This is a genomic window from Devosia sp. Root436 (assembly GCF_001426345.1).
Taxonomy (GTDB): domain Bacteria; phylum Pseudomonadota; class Alphaproteobacteria; order Rhizobiales; family Devosiaceae; genus Devosia.
Window position 1 is genome coordinate 432,369 of the sequence record NZ_LMEM01000009.1, and the last position, 20,057, is coordinate 452,425.

Sequence of the window (20,057 nt, forward strand, 5' to 3'; positions counted from 1 at the left end):
GGGAGAAGGTGCCCGAAGGGCGGATGAGGGGTTGGTTCCACAAGCATTGAAGCATGGGAAAGCGCAGAACCCCTCACCCGGTTTTCCGCTGAACGCGGAAAACCACCCTCTCCCTCAAGGGGAGAGGGGAGGTCCGGTGGGCTATCCCGCTGTCTTGTCCCGCACGCGGTTGTGGATTTCTTCGGCTTCCGGGCTCATTTCGTTGGCGAAGTCGCTCATTTCGAAGACCGGGCGAATCTCGATTTCGCTCTTGCCCATCATCGGATTGGGGCAGCGTTTGACCCAGGCGACGGCTTCGTCCATGTCACGCACTTCCCAGATCCAGTAGCCAGAGACCAGTTCCTTGGTTTCGGCGAAAGGTCCGTCCACCACCATGCGGCTGGCGCCGTCGAAGGCGACGCGCTTGGCCGCGGATGACGGCTTGAGGCCATCGCCGCTCAGCATGATGCCGGCATCGACCAGTTCCTCATTGTACTTGCCCATCTGCTCCAGCAGTTCGGTCGACGGCATGATGCTCGCCTCGCTGTCGGCTGTGGCTTTTACGAAAACGATCACGCGCATGGTCTGCTCCTGTGTTGGCGGCCCGATGGGCCCTATGATACCGCGACGAACGAGACTGGCCGATTTCGACACGAAAAACTGCCCCACTCCCGCCACGGCAGCAAATCACCTATATGGTCAGCTAACGCCGCGAGTGATCCAAGCCTTGACCGAACAATTTTTCATCGAGCGCCCGACTTTCGACCCGGCGACGGGACAGGCCAGCTTTGGCTATAGAATGGCGGGCCTGCATTTCGTCGAAACCCTTGGCCTGCCTGATGGCGCCGATGCGGGCGCGGCCGCGAGCCCCGCCTTTGCCAAGCTGCTGGACCTGACCGCGATCGTGCTGGGCGTCAGCTATTTCAAGCTGCGGGCACCCTTCGAGATCGTGGCGCCAGCTATTCCGCTGACCGAGGCCGAGCGGATTTTCGCCATCGACGTCTATGAGAACGGGCTGGGCGAATTCTATGCCCGCAACAACCTGATGCGCTTCGGCAAGCTGACCATCAGCGCGGCAGAAGACACCGATCCAGCCAAGCCCGCCCCCAGCTTGCCCAACCGCACGCTGCTGCCCATTGGCGGCGGCAAGGATTCGCTGGTCAGCGTCGACCTGCTTGACCATGCCGGGGTGGAATTCACCCCCTTCGCGGTCAACCCCAAGGGACCGATCCTGACCTCGGTGGACAAGATCGGCACCGCGCCGGTCTATGTGACCAGAACGCTCGATGCCGAGATGATCCGGCTGGGCAAGGAGAAGGGCTATTACAACGGCCACGTGCCCTCGACCGCCATCAATTCGATGATCGCCGCGCTCTGCGCCCTGCTCTACGGCTATAACCAGATCGTGCTCAGCAATGAGCGCTCGGCCAGCGAGGGCAATGTCACCTTCGACGGGCGCGAGACCAATCACCAATATTCCAAGTCGCTCGGCTTCGAACTGCTGATCGCCTCGATCCTGAGCGACGCCACCGGCGGGGCGCTCAAATATTTCTCGCTGCTGCGGCCCTATTCGGAAGCGCGCATCGCCTCGCTCTTCACCCATGACGACAAGTTCGACCACGTCTTTTCGAGCTGCAACCGCAATTTCCGGCTTGACGGCAATGATGGCCCGCTCTGGTGCGGCGAATGTCCCAAATGCCACTTCGTCTTTTTGATTTTCGCGCCCTTCATGGCCAAGGACCGGCTGCTTTCCATCTTCGGCAAGGACCTGCTGAACGAGCCCGCCAATGAGAGCTCGTTCCGCGAGCTGGCGGGGCTGGCCGGGCAGAAGCCATGGGAATGCGTGGGCGAAATCCTGGAAGCGGCCGCCTGCCTCTATACGCTCACCCGCCATGCCGACTGGCACGAGGCGGCTGTGGTCAAGGCAGTGAAGGCGGACCTTTTGGCCCAGTATGGCGAGCCCAAGCTGCAACTGGCCATGGCTGAGTGCCTGACCGACAGCCACGACCACCACATTCCGCCAGCGCTGGCCGCAAAGGTTGCCGCCTATGCGGTTTGAGGAGCCGGTCCTGCTCTATGGCGCCGGCCGCGAGGCGATCTCGACCCGCGCTTTCCTCATGGCCCGCCAGCCGGACCTCAAGGTGTTCGTCACCGTCGATAGCGGCGCGGCCGATATTGCCGAAACCGAAATCATCGCCCCGGCCGACCTGCCCGCCGCCATCCACGCGCATCGTTTCGGGCTGATCGTCAAGAGTCCGGGCGTGTCCCGCTACAAGGATATCTTCGGCATTGCCCGCGATGCCGGTATTCCGGTGACCTCCAATATCAACCTGTGGGGCGCTGCCTATCGCACCGGCCGCACGGTGATTGCCATTACCGGCACCAAGGGCAAGTCGACAACGGCGACGCTGGTTCACCTGATGCTGTCGAGGTCGGGCATCGATGCCGGTCTCGCCGGCAATGTGGGCCTGGCCCCGCTCGATATCGCCGACCGCCACGGGACTGTGATCTTCGAACTCTCCAGCTACCAGACATCGGACATGAACTTCCTGCCCGATATCGCTGGCGTGACCAATCTCTATCCCGAGCATGTCGATTGGCACGGCTCGGTGGAGCGCTACTACCAGGACAAGCTGCACCTGATCGATCGCGATGGCGGCTTTCCCGTGGCTCTGGGTGCCGCGGCCAAAGGCAATGGCCTGGTGGCGCAGGCAGTGCGCGACCACCGCAGGCTGATCCGCGACCTGACGCGGGACGAATCCGCTGCCGTCGACAAGGCCGTGGCCACCTCGCGGCTCAAGGGCGCGCATAATCTCGACAATGCGCGCCTCGCGGCACAGATCGCGCTGGCAGCGGGCGGCACGCTTGAGGGCGTGGTGCGCGGCATTGCCGGTTTCGTACCCCTGCCCCATCGGCTCGAAGAGCACCGCTTCGGCGGCATGCTCTTCGTCAACGACTCCATCTCGACCACGCCGGAAGCCACCAAGGCGGCTTTGGCCGCCTATGCCGGCCAGCGGCTGGCGCTGATTGCAGGAGGGCATGAGCGCCAGCAGGACTATGCCGAACTGGCGGAGCTGCTGGCGGGCTATGGCGTGACCACGCTGGCCTGCCTGCCGGTGACCGGGGCCCGGCTGGCTTCGGCCACCCGCATCGCCGCGCCGCAACTGACCGTGCTCGAAGCAGCCGATCTCGAAACGGCCATGCAGGCTTTGCATCGGCATCGCCGGGCTTTTGACGCCGTGATCCTGTCGCCCGGCGCGCCGAGCTACAACCAGTTCAAGAATTTCGAAGAACGCGGCCGCCGCTTCGTCGAACTGGCCAAGGCCAACTTTGTCCCGGAGGCACCATGAACGGCGCTGCCTATCTGGCCATCGCCATTGTCGGCGAGGTGATCGCCACCTCGTTCCTGCGCGCCTCGGCGGGGTTTACGCAACTGATCCCCTCCGTCGTCGTCGTGGTGGGCTATTGCGTCACTTTCTATTTCTTCTCGCTGGCCTTGCAGACCATTCCCGTAGGCATCGGCTATGCCATCTGGTCGGGCGTCGGCATCATCCTGGTCTCAATCATCGCCTATTTCGCCTATGGCCAGACGCTGGACCTGCCGGCGCTCATCGGCATCGGCCTGATCCTGACCGGCGTGCTGGTGATCAACCTGTTCTCGCAATCGTCAGCGCACTAGAACGAACGGATCAGCGCGGTTGGCGGCACGCCGGCCTGCACCAGGGCATTGCGGATGGAATCCATCAGCCCATCGTCGCCGATCCGCTCGCGCAGCCGGGGCAGTACACCCTTGGCGCGGAACGCGGCGACATCGAGCACCTGCGGCAGGTAGCGGTTGACCACATCGCTCTCGCCCGAGCGCTGCGCCGCCATGATGGCCAGGATCGGCCCCAGTTCACGGTCGGCCTGGGCATAGAGTTCGGCATAGCCGATGGCCCTGGCGAAATCGCCGTCGCGCAAGGCCAGCAGGGCCGGCACGCCCTCATACCAGGCCGGCGGATTGGGAGAACCCCTGGCCGCGTCGAGCGCCATGGCCTCCGCCTCGGCCAGGTTGCCGCCAAAGGCCAGGAGCCGCGCATAGGCAGCCAGCGCATCGACGCTGGCGGGATTGAGCTGCACGGACGAGCTGAAATCGGCGCGGGCCAGCGCCGGCTGGCCCTCGGCCTCGTGCAGCCGGGCCTGCTGTTCCCAGACGAAGCCGCTGATCGGATCGAGCCCGATGGCGCGTTCGAGATTGGCCGATGCCATGCGGAACCGGCCGGCAGGTACATCGCTGCCGCCTTCGACACTGCCCTGTTCGGCCAGCAGGCTCGCCGTAGCGGCCAATACCGCGGCGCTGTCCCTGTCGGTCTCGGGCAGCGCCCGATAGCAGGCGTCGGCCCGCGCGGCTTCGCTGGCGCTGCCGGTTTCGCGATAGAGATCGAACAACACCCGGCAGAGATAAAGATTGATCTGTCCATCGAGCGGCGCCGAAGAGGCCAGGAGCTGCCGCGCCGCGACATGCAGCGGGCCGCGCGGACTGCCCAGCACCAGGCTCAGTGATTTCGACACCTTGTCGAGCACATCCGGCCCCGCCGCCTCGCTGGTCGGCACGGCAATGGTATGGTTCCAGACCACCGCGCCGGAGACGCTGTCGGTCAGGATAGCGCTATATTGCACCACCGGGCCGTCGGGCCGGACGATGCCGGTCAGCACGAAATCGCTGGTCGGCAGGCCGGCCACCGCGACATTGGCCTCCCCGCCGCCGCCATAGCGCACGCCGATGCTGCCGAACTGCTCGAGATCGGTGACCAGCTCGATGGCGAGGCCCGCCACCTGGGGCGTCATGGCCGTGGCCAGGTTCTGGAACTCGACAATGGTGATGGTGGGCCGCTGCAAGGCGCCAGTCTGGCTGAGCCCGTTGGGCCGCCAGGCGGTCATCGCATAAGCCGCCATGGCCAGCCCCAGGGCAATCATTGCCAGCGCGAACCAAGACGCGCTGAAGCTCCAGGCGCCCGGCCAAGCCGGTTTCCTGGCCCGCGTATCCTGCTCGACCTCGACACCGGCCTCGACCTCGCCGGGCTCGGGGACTGCGGCAAATTCGGGAACATAGCGGCCGACGGGCAAGTGAATCTGCATCGCCTCGCCCATGCCCGGTCCGCGGTAATACTCATCCAGCAGGCCGCGTAACCTGCGCGCCTGCACCCGCACGATGGGATCGGCCTGGGGATCGAAATCGGCCGTGCGGCCGAACACGTCCACGGCGATGGAATAGGCCTTGATCGATTGCTCGCTGCCTTCGAGCGTGCGCTGCACGATATAGCCGAGAAAGCGGCCAAGCTGGGGAGAGCGCGAGATTTCGGGCCACGCGAGCAGTCGCTCGAGTGCAGTCAGGATCGCCTCACGCTGCGGCGCAGGATCGGTCAACCGCACCTCCCAAACCGGCTCGATTGTGACGATTTACATGTAAAACACAAGGGCGTGTTACATCGACTTTACCTGACTTTGCCTATTCCGAAGGCAGCGATTGGATCATACGCCGGTTGTCGATGTTCAATACGCGACATTTTTTCGGCTCGGTTAGGCCCCGACCGAAGCTCTTGACCACCTAGTTTCGAACAGTAAACGCCCGCCGCCCGTAGCGGTGTGCAGGCGAGTGTTTTCTTATTTGGCTTGTTCCGCCCCTGGCGGAACAACGAGGTGTGCATTTGAACGATTATGTGGAAAACATGCCATTCATGGCGCTTGTCGACGACGACCAGCACTCGGCGCATCTGCTGACGCGCATGCTGCTCGCCCACGGCTCGCCCGATATCCAGTGGTATGGCGGCGCGGCCAAAGGAAGGCTGATGCTGGCCAATGTGCTGGCCAATCCGACCGCCAACTGGCCCGGCCTGCTGATCGTAGACCTAAAGGCCCATAGCGGCGCCAATCTCGAATTCGTAGCCTCCATCCAGTCGCTTGCCCGCCAGAAAGGCGTGCCGGTGGTGGTGATGGCCCAGCCGCTCGACCGCGAGGGCCGCGATGCCCTGCACGAGGCGGGCGCGTCCGCCGTGTTTTTCCGCCATGCCGAACTCGACGCCTACAGGCGCGAAGCGGCGGGCATCGTCAGTTTCTGGGCGCGCAGTCAGCGCCTCGATGCGGTTGGCATGTAGCTCCTGCGTCCACAGGTTGCATGCCTCGGCCGGGAGGGGCGCTGCATGACGGTTTGCGGACCGCTCCTGCATTCCCAAGCGTCCCTCCGGCCACTCCATCCCTCCCTGGCTCGCTTGCACCGCGGCTGAGGAGGGCGTCCGCCCTACTCCAAGGGGGCGGCGCATGGGCGCGGTCGCGACACCTCCCGGTCGCGTCCGCACGGGGGGAGAAGCAGATCGGTCGCGCGCTCGTCCCTCAGCGCAGACCGACGACTATTGCTTCTCCCCGCGGCCCACTTCCTTCTCGTCAGCGTCTTCGCCACGAATGACATGGTGCGCCAGCGCCCGCAGCGCGGCCAATACGATCACCGCCAGCAGCGCCACGCCAAATGCGATGAGATAATAGCCGAGCGATGTGGCGACGCCGACGGCCCCGGCCAGCCACATGCCGGCCCCCGTGGTTATGCCCTGCACATTGCCCCCACTCTTGAAGATCGCCCCGGCGCCGAGAAAGGCGATGCCCGCCGTCACCGCTTCAACGGCGCGGATCGGGTCGGCCTTGGCGCCGTCGGGACCGAGCGTGTGGAATATCTCGAAGGCGAGAATGGTGAACAGGGCCGCCGCCACCGAAACCAGGATATGGGTGCGCAACCCGGCCTCGGCCGTGTGCCACTCGCGCTCGAAGCCGATCATCGCCCCAAGCATGGCGGCGATCAGCAGGCGGATGCCGATGATATGCTGGGGCAGATAGGTCTGGACGAAGCCGAATTCGTTGCCGACATCCATGGAGAGGGTCCGGGGCTGGTGACGCTGCCGTCACAACTCGGACGATGGTGCTTGGTTCCGGTGACACCTCTCCCTCGGGGGAGAGGTCGACTTGCGAAGCAAGGCGGGTGAGGGGGCCTTCCCCTCGCGCCGAGCCAAGAAAAGGCCCCCTCACCCGGCCTGCGGCCGACCTCTCCCCCAAGGGAGAGGTGAAGAAGCTCACACCGTCTTCAGCCAGCCGCCGTCGACGAAATAGGTGCTGCCGGTGGAATAGCTCGCTCTGTCCGAGCACATGAAGACGAAGAAATTCGCCAGCTCCGCGGGCGTGGCAAAGCGTTTCATGCCCCCGGCCTCGTCGGCGACGCCCTGGAGATGGGCCTGCCAGCCGTCTTCGCCGGCGATCTCCCTGGCGGTCTTGATCCAGTCGGGCGTCAGCACCAGGCCGGGATTGATGGTGTTGACGCGGATATTGTCGCCCAGCACCTCATTGGCCAGCGTCTTGGAAAACATCATCAGCGCCGCCTTGGTGGTGTTGTAGATCGGCTCGTACCACAGCGGCTGCACCGCGCAGATGGAAGCATTGTGCAGCACCACGCCGCCGCCGCGCTTTTTCATCGCCGGCACCAGCCCGCGCGCCAGCCGCACCGCCGCCATCACATGCAGGTCCCAGTAATATTGCCACTTGGCGTCGTCGGCCTCGGCAATGGTCTCGTTGGAACCGGTGCCCGCATTGTTGATGAGGATATCGACGCCGCCAAAGGCCATGGTGATGCCGCTGATGACGGTATCGCAACCTGCGGCCGTAGCCACATCGGCGGCGATGGCCGTGGCGATGATGCCGTGCTTCTCGGCCAGGCGCGCCGCTTCGTCATCGCCGCGCTGCCTGTCGCGTCCGACCAGCACGAGATTGGCGCCCTCGGCCGCCAGCCCCTCGGCCACCGCCAGCCCGATGCCCACCGTGCCGCCGGTGATGACGGCGACCTTGTCGCGCAGATTCAAATCCATGCCTGGTCTCCTGTGCCACGCCCTCGTGGTTCGAGGCTCGCAAAGAGCTCGCACCTCACCATGAGGACTACTTGGAAATCGAGCTCCCAGTAGCCCTCATGGTGAGGCGGGAGCGCAGCGACCCTCGAACCACGAGGGCGTGGCAGCCTACTCCGCCACCCTGATCTGCAATTTCACATCCGTCGGCCTTGCTTCCACCGCGCGGTCGAACGCCTTCCTGGAATCCTCGAAGGCGAAAGTCTCCGAGATCAGCGGTTTCAGATCCACCTTGCCCGAGGCGATCAGCGCGATGGCGCGATCATACTGGTGGGCATAGCGGAACACGCTCTCGATGCGCAGTTCCTTGACCGACAGGCCGGCAATGTCGAGCGTCGTCGGCTCGACCGGCAGGCCGACAATGACGATGGCGCCGCCTGGCCGCGGCAGGTCGGTAATGGTCTTCCAGGCATGGGGAGAGCCGGAACATTCGAACACGATGTCGACGCCCCAGCCCTCGGTGAGGCGCCCGACTTCCTCGACGATATTCTTCTCGCGGATATTGACCGGGATGACTCCCTGATATTGCGCGGCGATGTCGAGCTTGGGCTGCGCCAGGTCGGCCACGATGACCCGAGCACAGCCGCCGGCCAGCGCGGCCAGCGCGACCATGGTGCCGATGGGGCCGGCGCCGAGCACCAGCGCGGTATCGCCGGGCACGATTTTCGCCTTGCTCGCCGCCTGCATGCCGACGGCGAAGGGCTCCACCATGGCGCCTTCGGCAAAGCTCACATTGTCGGGCAGCTTGAATGTGTAATTGGCCGGATGCACCACTTCGGGCGTCAAAACGCCATGCACCGGCGGCGTGGCCCAGAAACTGACGGCCGGATCAACATTATACATGCCCAGCCGGCTGGCCCGCGAATTGGGATCGGGAATACCCGGCTCCATGCAGACACGGTCGCCCACCTTGAGGTGGGTCACCCCCTCGCCGACCTGCGTGACCGTACCCGCCGCCTCGTGCCCCAGCACCATGGGCGCATTGACCACGAATGGCCCGATCCGGCCATGGGTATAGTAGTGCACGTCCGAACCGCACACGCCCACGGTGTGAATGGCGATCTTGACCATGCCCGGCCCCACTTCGAGCGGCAGGTCGATGTCCCGCAGGGCCAGCTCATGCTGGCGTTCGAGAACGAGGGCGCGGACTTTGGTCATGGCGATTTCCGTGGGCTGAAAGCAGGTGCCGGCAGGCACCGGGACAAGCTAGCGCACTACGCCGCCGCAATCCACGGCTTGCTTGGTAACCAGTCCGCAATTTCACATACGCTATGGTCGGCTTCCGCAAGCTCAAACCGGTCGCCTGATGCAGCCCAAGACCTCGACACTCGAACGCTGGCAATTCTCCGCCGCCGTTCTGCTGCCTGTCGTTCTGGCGCTGGTCATCACGGCGGCGGCGGTGCTGGGCTTTGTCTTCTGGTCCACTGCCAATATCGACGAACGTGCGCTCGAGCGGCAAAGCGCCATGTTCGAGCAGGTCATCGAGGCCCGCCGCATCCGGCTGGAGCACGAACTGGCCAGCGTCGCCGTGCGCGACGATACCGTGGTCAACACCAGGCTGATGTTCAACGTCAACTGGGTCGACCGCAACCTGGGCAAGTGGATGTACGAATTCTTCGGCCACAACCGCATCGTGGTGCTCGATGCGCTCGCCCAGCCGCTCTACATGATGGAAGACGGCGTTTCGGTAGAGCCGCGGACCTATCGTCACATTGCCAGCCCGGTGCAGCAACTGGTCAATCGCGTGCGCGCCACCGTGCCTCCCTCGATCGTTCCCGGCGGCCCGCCCAAGCCGGTTTCAGTCTCCGACTTTGCCGTGGTCGAAGGCCTGCCCGCCATTATCAGCGTCATGACCATCGTCTCCGACACCGGCGCCGTCGTGCAGCCGTCCGGGACCGAGCCGCTGATCGTTGCCGTGCAGTTCCTCAACGACGACACCGCCTCCCAGTTCAACAACGAATACCTGTTCGAGGACGGCCATTTCAGCCTTGTCCGCAGCACCGGTCCCGATAGGGCCACCCACCCCATTCTCAACGCCGCCGGCCGCTTCGTCGCCTTCTTCGACTGGGAGCGCGACCGCCCCGGCCTGATGATGCTGCGCCAGACCGGGCCGGCTCTGGCCGCGGCCTTCGGGGTCGCCGCCATCCTGGTTTTCCTGCTGCTGCGCCAGTTGCGCCGCTCCTCGGCCGCGCTCGAAGCGGGCCGCCGCCATGCCGAACACCAGGCCGCCCACGATCGGCTGACCGGCCTGCCCAACCGCATGAGCTTTGACGTCCATCTGGCGCGGGTACTTACCGACCGCCAGGGCATGGGCATGGGCATGCAATTGTCGCTGCTGATGCTCGATCTCGACCGTTTCAAGCAGGTCAACGACACGCTTGGCCATCAGGCGGGCGACGAGCTGATCTGCGCCGTCGGCCAGCGCATCCGCGCCGTGGTCGGCCCCGGCGTGATGATCGCCCGCCTCGGCGGCGACGAATTCGCCATCCTCGCCGTGTCGCGGGATGGCCGCCAGGACGTGGCGGCCATGGCTTCGGCAATCATCGATGCCATCGGCCGCTCGTTCGACCTCAACCATTTCAAGGCCCATGTCGGCGTCAGCATCGGCATCGTCAACGCGTCGGGCGGCAATGCCGAACCGCGCGAGCTGGTGCGCAAGGCCGACATCGCGCTTTACGAGGCCAAGGCCGGTGGCCGCAACCGCGCCGTGGTCTACGAAGAGCATATGAACGAGCTGCTGCAGCTCCAGCACACGATCGAGGGCGAGCTGCGCGAGGCACTGCTGCGCGACGACCAGCTTTCGGTGGCCTTCCAGCCGCTGATCGACCAGCGCAGCCGCAAGGTCATCGGCGCCGAGGCGCTGGCGCGCTGGCATCACCCCAAATACGGGCAAATCTCGCCGGCCCGCTTCATCCCGGTGGCCGAGAATACCGGGCTGATCGAGGCGCTGGGCGAATTCGTGCTGCGCCGGGCCTGCGAGCTGGGCGCCCGGGCCCCCGGCCGCACCATCGCCGTCAATATTTCGCCCACCCAGCTCCGCAATCCGCGCTTTTCGGTGCAGGTCTTCGATATCCTGCACCAGACCGGCATGCGCCCGGTGGATCTGGAACTCGAAATCACCGAATCCATCCTGCTCGACGACGAGCATGTCTCGGCGCAGAACCTGCGGACGTTTCGGGCGGCGGGCATCCACATTGCGCTCGACGATTTCGGCACCGGCTATTCCTCGCTCAGCTATCTCAAGCGCTATCCGGTGGACCGCATCAAGATCGACCGCTCCTTCGTCAGCCAGCTGAGTGAAGGCCATGTCTCGGTCGCCATTACCCAGGCCATCGTCACCCTGGCCCATGCCATGGAAATCGAAGTCACGGCCGAGGGCGTCGAAAGCGAAGAGCAGGCGGTCATCCTGGGCCGGCTCGGCTGCAACACGCTGCAAGGTTTCCTGTTCTCGGGCGGCGTCGTCGCCGAGCGGATCACCGCTATCTTCGCCGACAAGGCCAACAGCCTCCATCGCCGCCGCCGCACCAAGGCGGCGTGAAAGCCCCATTAACCGCAATCGCCGGTTTTTCGGGCGATTCACCAGCCGCTAAGCGGCCGGACCGACACTCCTGCCGCAAACGGTCGGGGGACGTTCATGTCACAGTCAAACACATCGAATTGGCAGTTTTCCCGCAAGGTGATGGTGCCCATCGTCATCGCCATCCTGGTGACCATCGGCACGGTCGCCGGGTTTGTGACCTGGTCGATCGGACGCACCGACGAACATGCCTTGGCGCGGCAGACAACGCTGCTGCAGCAGGCTCTGGCCGACAAGGTCGCGGCCATTCCGGTGGGTCAGATGGACCTCGCCGTCTGGGACGAAGCGCTCACCGCCATCGAGGACCGCGACCTGCAATGGCTCAACGAGAATATCGGCGGCAGCGCCTTCGACAGCTATGGCCAGGGCCGGGTCTACCTGCTCGACGCCAATGGCAAGCCCATCTATGCCATGCGCGACGGCGGCCAGGTTCCGGCCAAGGCCTTCGAGACGGTGCGTGAAGCCATCACCCCGCTGATCGAAGAACTCCACTCGCTCGACAACCTCGCGGCCATCGACGCCTATAACAACTTCATCGGCGATGCACCGCCCGCCACCACGGATATGGTCCTGCTCGAAGACCGCCCGGCCATCGTCAGCGTCATGCCGATGCTGCACAATGTCAGCACCGACTTTGCGCCGGTGGGCGAAGAGCCGGTCTATGTGGCCGTGCTGATGCTCGATGGCGGCATGGCCGGCGCGCTCCAGAACCAGTTCCTCTTCGAAAAGGCCCGCTTCGATACCAATCCCGATATTGCCGGCAGCGAGGCGCGTTTTCCCATCAGCAACAAGGGCGGTGAGACCATTGCCTGGTTCAAATGGCAGCCGGACCGCCCCGGCGCACGCATTCTCAACGATACGTTGCCCGCCCTGCTGGGCGCCCTGTTTGTTGCGGGCGCGATCATCGTCGTGCTGATGCGCAACCTGCAGCGCGCCTCCTCCCAGCTGCAGGCCGAGCGCGCAGACGCCCAGCACCGCGCCATGCACGACCCGCTGACAGGCCTGGGCAATCGCGCGCTGTTCCGCGATCGGCTCGACAGCGCCCTGCGCACCCTGCCGCGCGGCGAACCGCGGTTGGCCTTGCTGGCACTCGACCTCGACCGCTTCAAGCAGGTCAACGATACGCTGGGCCACGAGGCGGGGGACGAATTGCTGCGCCAGGTTGCTGCGCGCATCACCAGCATATTGCGGCCGTCAGATACCCTGGTGCGGCTGGGTGGCGACGAATTCGCGGTGCTGCAGACCGGGATCGCCACCCATGGCGACGCCGCAGGCCTGGCCCAGCGCATCATCGACTCGCTGCAGGCACCATTCCACCTTGCCGGCAAAGTGGCCGAGATCGGCGTCAGCATCGGCATCGCCACCGTGCCCGACCTGGCCCAGACCGACGGCGAGCTGGTGACCCGCGCCGATGACGCGCTCTACCACGCCAAGTCCGGCGGCCGCAATCGCTACTGCTTCCACGCCAATGCCGAATTGCTGGCGGGCCATCCCACGCAACTGGAGCAGCAGGTGCGGCAGGCCTTCGCGGAGCGCGGTGCAGCTTAGGCGCCTGCACCTCTCCCCTTGGGTAAAGAAAGAGCCCTACCCCGCTGCCGCCAGCACCACACCCAGCCGTTTCTCGCGGGCCAGCAATCCCGTGCGGCCTTTGCCGGCCGCTTCCCACATCGGCTTGAGCTTGCCGGCGTCGAACAGTGCGAACAGGCAAGGCGCGATATAGGATTTGCGGCAGATCACCGGCGTATTGCGCAGCACGTCGGAAACTTGCCTCGCCACCTGCGCCATCTGGCGGCGCCGCGCCGTCTCCGAACTGCCCACCTCTATCTGCGCCAAGGCTTCTCCGGCTATGGCGCTGGCATGCAGGGTGCGGAAATCCTTGGCGGCGATGTCGGTGCCGGCCAGTTCGCGCAGCCAGGCGTTGATTGTCCCGGTCTTGATCGGACGAACCTTGCCCATGTCGTCGCGCCAGACCAGCAGGCGCTTGCCCTTCAGCGCCTTGATGCGGCGGACTGCATCGGCAAGCCTCGTGTCGGTGAGGCAATATTCCGCGCGCTTGCCGCCCTTGGCGTCGAACGCCATGCAGACCTCGTCGCCATTGACCCACACATCGCGCGCATAGAGCGTGCCGGCGCCGCGCGTGCCGCTGCTTTCGAGATATTTCTCCCGCCCGACCCGCATGGCGGTCTTGTCGATCAGCGCCACGGCGATGGCCAAAGCCAGCTCGCGGCTGCCCGCTTCTGCATTCAGCGCCTTGGCGATTTTTCGCCGCAGGCGCGGCAGGACCGCAGTCAGCGATGCCAGCCGGCGCTGCTTCCGACCGTCGCGGCGCAATGCCCAATCGGGATGATAGATATATTGGTCGCGCCCGGCTTCATCGACGCCGAGCGCCTGGATATGGGCCTTGGGGCTGGGGGCAATGCGCACGTCGCGCCAGGCGGGCGGAATGCCCAGCGCCTTGATCCGCGCCCGGGTCGCCGCATCGCCGACCAGCTTGCCCGCTTCATCGCGATAGCAGAAACCCTTGCCGCGCCGCTGACGGGTCAGCGTCAGTTCGTCCCGCCCAATCCTGACCAGCCGCATCAGCTGGGATTGGACTGGGTGAGCGTATAGACAAGATAGATGACGGCAAACAGCACCACGATGCCGATCAGCGACATTACCAGCACCCGCATATTCATCCTGCGCGGGCTGGCCTGGCGCACCTCTGTCGTACTCTTGTGCGGGTCATAGGTTTCCATGACGCTCTCCTGTGGTTGTCGGAGTGCAACGGCGAGCCTCGTCCGTGGTTCCGCAGCAGCCCTTGACGCGGCCATCGCTGGAGCCGACCTTCGGCCATGACTGATACCAAGGACCACCCCATGACCGACGCCGCCGCCCTCACACGCATGATCATGGCCGGACAGGGAAAGGCGCCGGCCGACCTGGTGATCCGCGATGTGCAATTGCTCGACGTCATCACCGGGGCGGTGACCAGGACCGACATCGCCATTGTCGGCGACCGGATCGTGGGCACCCATGCCAGCTATGAGGGCAAGGTGGTCATCGACGGCACCGGACGCTTCGCCGTTCCCGGCTTCATCGATACCCATCTCCACATCGAATCCTCGCTGGTCACCCCATTCGAATTCGACCGTTGCGTGCTGCCGCATGGCGTGACCACGGTCATCTGCGACCCCCATGAAATCGCCAATGTGCTGGGAGCCGAGGGGATCAGATACTTCCTCGACTGCGCCGAGCGGACGGTGATGGATATAAGGGTGAACCTGTCCTCCTGCGTGCCGGCCACCGGCTTCGAGACCTCGGGTGCGCAGCTCGAAATCGCCGACCTGGAGCCGTTCCGCGCCCATCCCAAGGTCATCGGCCTGGCCGAGATGATGAATTTCCCCGGTGTGCTCAATGCCGACCCCAGCATCATCGCCAAGCTGGTGGCGTTTCAGGGCGGCCATATCGATGGCCACGCGCCCTTGTTGCTGGGCACCGCGCTCAACGGCTATCTCGCCGCCGCCATCCGCACCGACCATGAGGCCACATCGGCCGCCGAAGCGCGCGAGAAGCTGGCCAAGGGCATGGCCATCCTGATCCGAGAAGGCTCCGTCTCCAAGGATCTCAAGGCCCTGGCCGAGGTGCTCGACGAGAACACGTCCTCCTTCGTCGCCCTCTGCACTGACGACCGCAATCCGCTCGATATCGCCGAGGAGGGGCATCTCGATAGCTCCATCCGCCGGCTGATCGCCATGGGGCGGCCATTGCACCATGTCTATCGCGCCGCCAGCCACTCGGCCGCCCGCATTTTCGGCCTGCGCGACCGTGGCCTCGTTGCCCCCGGCTGGCGCGCCGATATCGTGCTGCTCGACAGTCTCGAGAATTGCCGCGTCAGCGACGTGATAACCGGCGGAAGGCTGGTTGGCCCGGAGCTGTTCGCAGCGCGGGAGCGGGTCGAAACCGTGGGTCTCGGCTCCATGAAGGCCAGGCCGGTATCGCCGGCCGATTTCATCGCGCAGCCCAGGCCCGGCCGCAACAGCACGCCCGTCATCGGCGTGAAGCCGGGGCTGATCCTGACCTTCCGCGACGAGGCCACCCTGGCGGTGACGGAATACGGCCTGCAGCCAGACCTCGATGCCGATGTGCTCAAGGTCGCGGTCATCGAGCGACATGGCAAGAACGGCAATATCGGCCGCGGCTTCGTGCGCGGCTTCGGGCTGAAACGCGGCGCCATCGCCTCGTCCGTCGGCCATGACAGCCACAATATCACGGTCATCGGCGCTACCGACGAGGACATGGCGGTAGCGGTCAACCGGCTGATCGCGCTGCGGGGCGGGTTCGTGGTGGCCGATGGCGGCAGGGTGACGGCCGAGCTGGCTTTGCCCATTGCGGGGCTGATGAGTCCCAAGTCCTTCGAGGACGTGACGCATGACCTGCAGGCTTTGCGGCTGGCAGCCTACGCGCTTGACTGCGTTTTGCCTGAGCCTTTCCTGCAGGTTGCCTTCCTGGCGCTGCCGGTTATCCCGCATCTCAAGATGACCGATCGCGGCCTGTTCGACGTCGACAAATTCGGCTTCGTGGAGTAACGCGTGAGCCTCTCCTCACTTTACCTGGCCTGGGTCGAAGACCTGCCACCACGGCTCAACGGCGTGAGGAGAACACGCGGCATTGCGCTGACCATGCCCGATGGCGTCACGCTCAAGACCGACCATTACGCCCCTGACGCCGCCGGTTCCCACCCCACCATATTGATGCGCCTGCCCTATGGGCGACGCGGTTTCGCACCCATCGCCGAAGCCTATGCCGAGCGCGGCTTTCACGTCGTCATCCAGGCCTGCCGGGGCACGGAGAAGTCGGGGGGCGAATTCGACCCCTTCACCAATGAGCGGAGCGATGGCCTCGCCACGCTGGAATGGATCAAGGCCCAGCCCTGGTTCGACGGGCGGATCGGCCTCACCGGCCCCAGCTATCTGGGCTATGCGCAATGGGCCATCAGCGATGCCCTGCCCCCGGTCGCCGCCATGGCAACCAAGGTGACCACCACCAATTTCCGCCCGGTCGTCTTTCCGTCGGGCGCCTTCCACCTCAATCTGTGGCTCTCCTGGGTGCAGGTGATCGAGGGGCTGCGCGACCGGCCGCTGGCCACTGCCGCCCGCATGTTTTCCGGCGATATCGAGCGCCGGACCGATCGCGCCGCCGCCATATTGCCGCTGGTCGAGGCCGACACGGCGGCGGTGGGCCACAGAATACCGTTCTGGCGCTACTGGTTCGAACACGCCATCGGCAATGACGCCTTCTGGGCCGCGCTCGACCACAGCCACCGCCTGAGCGAAACCACCCCGCCGGTGCATTTCATTTCCGGCTGGTACGACTTCATGCTCGATCCCCTGCTGGCCGATTACCAGCGCCTGGTCGAGCTGGGTCACCAGCCCTATCTCACCGTGGGCACCTGGTTTCATATTGCCGAGGAACTACAGCGCGACAACCTGCGGGAAACCCTGCTCTGGATGCGAGCAAAACTCTTGGGCGACGACACCGGCCTGCGCCGCCGCCCGGTGCGCATCCATATTTCGGGCCTCGGGGAATGGCACGAATTCGACCGCTACCCCCCTGGCCCGCCAAGCCCGGTGACCTGGAATATCGGCCCCGGTTCGACGCTGGCCAAGGCCCGATCAGGCGCGGGCAGCGAGTTCTATCGCTACGATCCCGCCGAGCCGACACCCAATCTGGGCGGGGCCATTTTCGCCTTTGTCGGCGCCGGCGCGGTCGATAATGCGCCGCTCGAAATGCGTAACGATGTGCTTGTCTATACCGGGCCGGTGCTCACCAGCCCGGTCACCGTTATCGGCCAGTGCCGGGTGACGCTGCATGCCCGCGCCAGCCTTGATCACACCGACTTCTTCGTGCGGCTCAACGATGTCGATCCGGATGGAAGGTCGATCAATATCTGCGACGGGCTGGTGCGCGTGACCCCCGAAACGCCCAGGGAGCCGGACGGCAGCTGGCAGCTATCCTTTCCGCTCCATGCCACGGCCCACAGCTTCCGCCCCGGCCACCGACTGCGCCTGCTCATCGCCTCGGGGGCTCATCCAAGATACGCGCGGAACCTGGGGACGGATGAGAAGGTAGGGTCGGCCACGGCGATGGTGGCCAACGACGTGGAGGTGTTCCGCGAGGGGACGGGGGTGACGCTGCCGGGGTACGATATCTAGCCACGCCCTCGTGGTTCGAGGCGCTGAAGAAGCGCACCTCACCATGAGGCTACTGGAACATCGAGCTAAAAGTAGCCCTCATGGTGAGGCGGGAGCGTAGCGACCCTCGAACCACGAGGGCGTGGCACCCTACTGCCCATCCCGCGCCTTCACCTTCCGCCTTGCTGCGTGCAGCAGCGGTTCGGTGTAGCCGCTCGGCTGGTCCGCGCCATGCAAAGCCAGGTCCAGCGCCGCCTGGAAGGCTACCGACTGGAAATTCTCGGCCATGGGGCGGTAGAGCGGATCGTCGGCATTCTGTTCGTCCACCACTGAGGCCATGCGCTCGAAGGTGGAGCTCACCTCGTCGCGGCTGACCAGCCCATGGCGCAGCCAGTTGGCTACCGCCTGCGAAGAAATGCGGCAGGTGGCGCGATCTTCCATCAGGCCGACATTGTTGATGTCGGGCACCTTGGAACAGCCCACGCCCTGCTGTACCCAGCGCACCACATAGCCCAGGATGCCCTGCGCGTTGTTTTCCAGCTCGCGGGTGATCTCCTCGCGGCTCAATGAGAACGGCGCCTGCACCGGCATGGAGAAGAGGTCCGCCAGCGGCGGCACGGACTGGTTATGCCGGCGCTTCTGCGCCTCGAACACATCGACCTGGTGATAATGCAGCGCGTGCAAAGTCGCCGCGGTCGGCGATGGCACCCAGGCGGTATTGGCGCCGGCATTGGGATGGCCGGCCTTGCTGGCCATCATCGCCGCCATGTCGTCGGGCCGCGCCCACATGCCCTTGCCGATCTGTGCCTTGCCCAAGAGGCCACAGGCCAGCCCGATCAGCACGTTGCGATCCTCGTAGGAGGCAATCCATTTCTCGGACTTGATCTCGTCCTTGCGCAGCACCGGACCGGCTTCCATCGAGGTGTGGATTTCATCGCCCGTACGGTCAAGGAAGCCGGTATTGATGAAGAATACCCGCTGGCGGGCTTCGTAGATCGCCGCCTTGAGATTGGCCGAGGTGCGGCGCTCCTCGTCCATGATGCCGATCTTGATCGTATTGGGCTTGAGCCCCAGCATGGTCTCGACCGAGGCGAAGATGGCGCAGGCAAAGGCCACTTCCTCGGGCCCGTGCATCTTGGGCTTGACGATATAGATGGCGCCGGTGGTGCTGTTGACCTTGTCCTGCATGGCGCAGAGCACGGTCACAACAGCATCCATCAGGCCTTCGCCGATGGGCTTGCCGTCGAGCAGCACCGCGTCCGTCGTCATCAGGTGGCCGACATTGCGCACCAGCAGCAGCGAGCGGCCCTTGAGCACCAACGGCGCGCCGTTGACGTCCTTGTAGGTCCGGTCCGCCTTGAGCTTGCGGGTGACGGTGCGGCCGCCCTTTTCGAACGTGTCCTGCAGCGTGCCATTCATCAGGCCGAGCCAGTTGCGGTAGACCCCGACCTTGTCCTCGGCATCGACCGCGGCGACTGAATCCTCGCAGTCCTGGATCGTGGTCAGCGCCGCTTCGACGATGATATCGCTGAGCCCCGCTTTATGCGTGCCGCCAATGACGCTGCCCGGCTCGATGACCAGGATCACATGGATGCCGTGGTGCCGCAGCACGATCTCGCCGCTGGCTTCGGTGCCGCCATAGCCGACAAAGGCGGACGGGTCCTTGAGGCCGGTACGGCCATTGGCAGTGTCCACTTCGAGATGGCGGGTCTCGCCATCCTTGATGACATGGTAGCCGGTCACGTCACGATGGCTGCCCGAGGCCAGCGGGAAGGTCTCGTCGAGAAAGGCGGCGGCCTTGTCGACGACCGCCGCGCCGCGCGCCGCGTTATAGCCCTTGCCCGGCGCCAGCTCGCCATCGCGGGCGATGATATCGGTGCCGTAATAGGCGTCGTAGAGGCTGCCCCAACGCGCATTGGCGGCGTTGAGGGCGTAACGGGCATTGGAGACCGGCACGACAAGCTGCGGCCCGCAGAGCGTGGTGATTTCAGGGTCGAGGCCGGACGTTTCGATGGTGAAATCGGCAGGCTCTGGCGCCAGATAGCCGATATCCCTCAGGAAGAATTCGTAGCCCTGGGCGTTGTTGGCGACCGGGCCATATTTGCGATGCCAGTCGTCGATCCTGGACTGCAGCTCATCGCGCCGGGCCAGCAGCCGCGCGTTTATAGGCGCGTGCTCGGCCACCAGCGCGGCAAAGCCGCTCCAGAACTGCTCCTCCGTGACGGCCAGCCCCGGCAGCGCTTCCTTCTCGACGAAATCGACCAGCAGGGGATGAACCGAAAGGCCGGATTTCGTCTGGTAGGTGGTCATGTATCAACTTTCTTCTCTTCACCTCTCCCTTCGGGGGAGAGGTCGACCCGTATTCGGGTCGGGTGAGGGGGCCTCCCCCAAGCACGCACCCAGTAAAGG

Annotated in this window: 16 protein-coding genes; 8 read left to right on the forward strand and 8 right to left on the reverse strand. The window is 65.0% G+C overall.

Annotated features, from left to right (window positions below):
- Nucleotides 1-141 precede the first annotated feature (141 nt).
- Nucleotides 142-561, reverse strand: coding sequence for a YciI family protein (locus tag ASD04_RS07140; protein WP_056254620.1), 420 nt, complete (start codon nt 559-561; stop codon nt 142-144).
- Nucleotides 562-706: 145 nt separating this feature from the next.
- Between ASD04_RS07140 and ASD04_RS07145 the strand changes: the two genes are divergently transcribed.
- Genes ASD04_RS07145 through ASD04_RS07155 form a run of 3 tightly spaced genes read left to right on the forward strand, consistent with a single transcriptional unit; the run spans nt 707 to nt 3,658 of the window.
- On the forward strand, nt 707-2,038 hold the full coding sequence (locus ASD04_RS07145; protein WP_156461144.1) for an endonuclease domain-containing protein: 1,332 nt from the start codon (nt 707-709) through the stop codon (nt 2,036-2,038).
- Nucleotides 2,028-3,329 carry a UDP-N-acetylmuramoyl-L-alanine--D-glutamate ligase gene (gene murD, locus ASD04_RS07150; protein WP_056254627.1) on the forward strand — a complete coding sequence of 434 codons (1,302 nt, stop codon included), beginning with the start codon at nt 2,028-2,030 and terminating at the stop codon, nt 3,327-3,329. The genes ASD04_RS07145 and murD overlap by 11 nt, the downstream gene beginning before the upstream one ends.
- Nucleotides 3,326-3,658, forward strand: a complete 333-nt coding sequence (locus ASD04_RS07155) for an SMR family transporter (RefSeq protein WP_056254630.1) — start codon at nt 3,326-3,328, stop codon at nt 3,656-3,658. Before murD ends, ASD04_RS07155 begins: the two co-directional genes overlap by 4 nt.
- On the opposite strand, the gene ASD04_RS07160 is transcribed toward ASD04_RS07155, so the two are convergent.
- Nucleotides 3,655-5,385, reverse strand: coding sequence for a tetratricopeptide repeat protein (locus ASD04_RS07160; protein WP_056254632.1), 1,731 nt, complete (start codon nt 5,383-5,385; stop codon nt 3,655-3,657). The two genes, ASD04_RS07155 and ASD04_RS07160, sit on opposite strands and share 4 nt — an antisense overlap.
- A 281-nt stretch (nt 5,386-5,666) precedes the next feature.
- Here ASD04_RS07160 and ASD04_RS07165 point away from each other — a divergent pair, with 281 nt between their 5' ends.
- The gene (locus ASD04_RS07165) at nt 5,667-6,113 is read left to right on the forward strand and encodes a hypothetical protein (protein ID WP_156461145.1); all 447 of its coding nucleotides are present in this window, start codon (nt 5,667-5,669) and stop codon (nt 6,111-6,113) included.
- A 252-nt stretch (nt 6,114-6,365) separates the two neighbouring features.
- Here ASD04_RS07165 and ASD04_RS07170 read toward each other — a convergent pair whose 3' ends face one another.
- The 3 genes from ASD04_RS07170 to ASD04_RS07180 all read right to left on the reverse strand — a co-directional run bounded on the left by ASD04_RS07170 (nt 6,366) and on the right by ASD04_RS07180 (nt 9,056).
- Nucleotides 6,366-6,878, reverse strand: a complete 513-nt coding sequence (locus ASD04_RS07170; RefSeq protein WP_056254638.1) for an MgtC/SapB family protein — start codon at nt 6,876-6,878, stop codon at nt 6,366-6,368.
- Nucleotides 6,879-7,076: 198 nt separating this feature from the next.
- Complete coding sequence (locus ASD04_RS07175; RefSeq protein WP_056254647.1) at nt 7,077-7,862, reverse strand: SDR family oxidoreductase; 786 nt, start codon at nt 7,860-7,862, stop codon at nt 7,077-7,079.
- A gap of 147 nt (nt 7,863-8,009) precedes the next feature.
- On the reverse strand, nt 8,010-9,056 hold the full coding sequence (locus ASD04_RS07180) for an NAD(P)-dependent alcohol dehydrogenase (RefSeq protein WP_056254648.1): 1,047 nt from the start codon (nt 9,054-9,056) through the stop codon (nt 8,010-8,012).
- A 148-nt stretch (nt 9,057-9,204) separates the two neighbouring features.
- Here ASD04_RS07180 and ASD04_RS07185 point away from each other — a divergent pair, with 148 nt between their 5' ends.
- Entirely contained in the window at nt 9,205-11,436 is a 2,232-nt protein-coding gene (locus ASD04_RS07185; protein ID WP_056254651.1) for an EAL domain-containing protein, read from the forward strand.
- Between the two features lie 96 nt (nt 11,437-11,532).
- Nucleotides 11,533-13,023, forward strand: coding sequence for a diguanylate cyclase (locus ASD04_RS07190; protein ID WP_082531053.1), 1,491 nt, complete (start codon nt 11,533-11,535; stop codon nt 13,021-13,023).
- 36 nt (nt 13,024-13,059) lie between these two features.
- On the opposite strand, the gene ASD04_RS07195 is transcribed toward ASD04_RS07190, so the two are convergent.
- Nucleotides 13,060-14,055, reverse strand: a complete 996-nt coding sequence (locus ASD04_RS07195; RefSeq protein WP_056254655.1) for a DNA topoisomerase IB — start codon at nt 14,053-14,055, stop codon at nt 13,060-13,062.
- Nucleotides 14,055-14,213, reverse strand: coding sequence for a hypothetical protein (locus ASD04_RS19350; RefSeq protein WP_156461146.1), 159 nt, complete (start codon nt 14,211-14,213; stop codon nt 14,055-14,057). Before ASD04_RS19350 ends, ASD04_RS07195 begins: the two co-directional genes overlap by 1 nt.
- Nucleotides 14,214-14,333: 120 nt before the next feature.
- Between ASD04_RS19350 and ade the strand changes: the two genes are divergently transcribed.
- Together ade and ASD04_RS07205 are read left to right on the forward strand one after the other, a co-directional pair.
- Entirely contained in the window at nt 14,334-16,043 is a 1,710-nt protein-coding gene (gene ade, locus ASD04_RS07200; protein WP_056255476.1) for an adenine deaminase, read from the forward strand.
- A 3-nt stretch (nt 16,044-16,046) separates the two neighbouring features.
- The gene (locus ASD04_RS07205; protein ID WP_156461147.1) at nt 16,047-17,669 is read left to right on the forward strand and encodes a CocE/NonD family hydrolase; all 1,623 of its coding nucleotides are present in this window, start codon (nt 16,047-16,049) and stop codon (nt 17,667-17,669) included.
- A gap of 129 nt (nt 17,670-17,798) precedes the next feature.
- Here ASD04_RS07205 and ASD04_RS07210 read toward each other — a convergent pair whose 3' ends face one another.
- A complete protein-coding gene (locus ASD04_RS07210; RefSeq protein WP_056254661.1) occupies nt 17,799-19,958 on the reverse strand; it encodes a malate synthase G in 2,160 nt (719 codons plus the stop codon).
- Between the last annotated feature and the right edge of the window lie 99 nt (nt 19,959-20,057).